Origin of the sequence: Mesorhizobium sp. M1E.F.Ca.ET.063.01.1.1 (assembly GCF_003998155.1) — a bacterium.
GTDB lineage: Bacteria > Pseudomonadota > Alphaproteobacteria > Rhizobiales > Rhizobiaceae > Mesorhizobium.
The window spans coordinates 1-427 of sequence record NZ_RZSC01001651.1 but is presented as its reverse complement, the minus strand read 5'-3'; the positions used below and the strand labels follow the sequence as shown (position 1 = coordinate 427).

The 427-nt window shown below is 66.5% G+C and carries 1 pseudogene; it reads left to right on the top strand.

The features are described from left to right. Positions 1–238: 238 nt before the first annotated feature. Positions 239–427: pseudogene (locus EOA29_RS40255) on the top strand (choline kinase); the annotation flags it as partial.

Here is a 427-nt window from a genome sequence, read left to right as displayed (position 1 = left end):
GAAGGTGATGGCGGAGCCGCAATTCACGGACCAGATCGCCCGGAACGGGCCTGGTGCAAGGAATTTTCAGATCCGCGGGGGCGGATGCCGGGATCACAAACCTGGCCAAGGGGCTCGTCGGTGCGGTGCGGGATACCGGTCCTGGCGTCCCGCACCGACGAGATTTTCCCACTCCCCTCCGCCGTCGCCGCCCTGTCCGTGGCGCTTTGTCGAAGCTCAGCCTAACCAGGGATAGACCGTGACCGTCGAAGACCGCATCCGCGCCCTGCCCTGCTGGACCGGCACGATCGAGATTGAGCCGCTGCCGGGCGGCCTGAGCAACGCCAACTACCTGGTCCAGGACGCGGCCGGACGGCATGTGGTGCGCTTCGGCCAGGATTTTCCGTTCCACCACGTCTTTCGCGAGCGCGAGGTGATGACCTCGCGC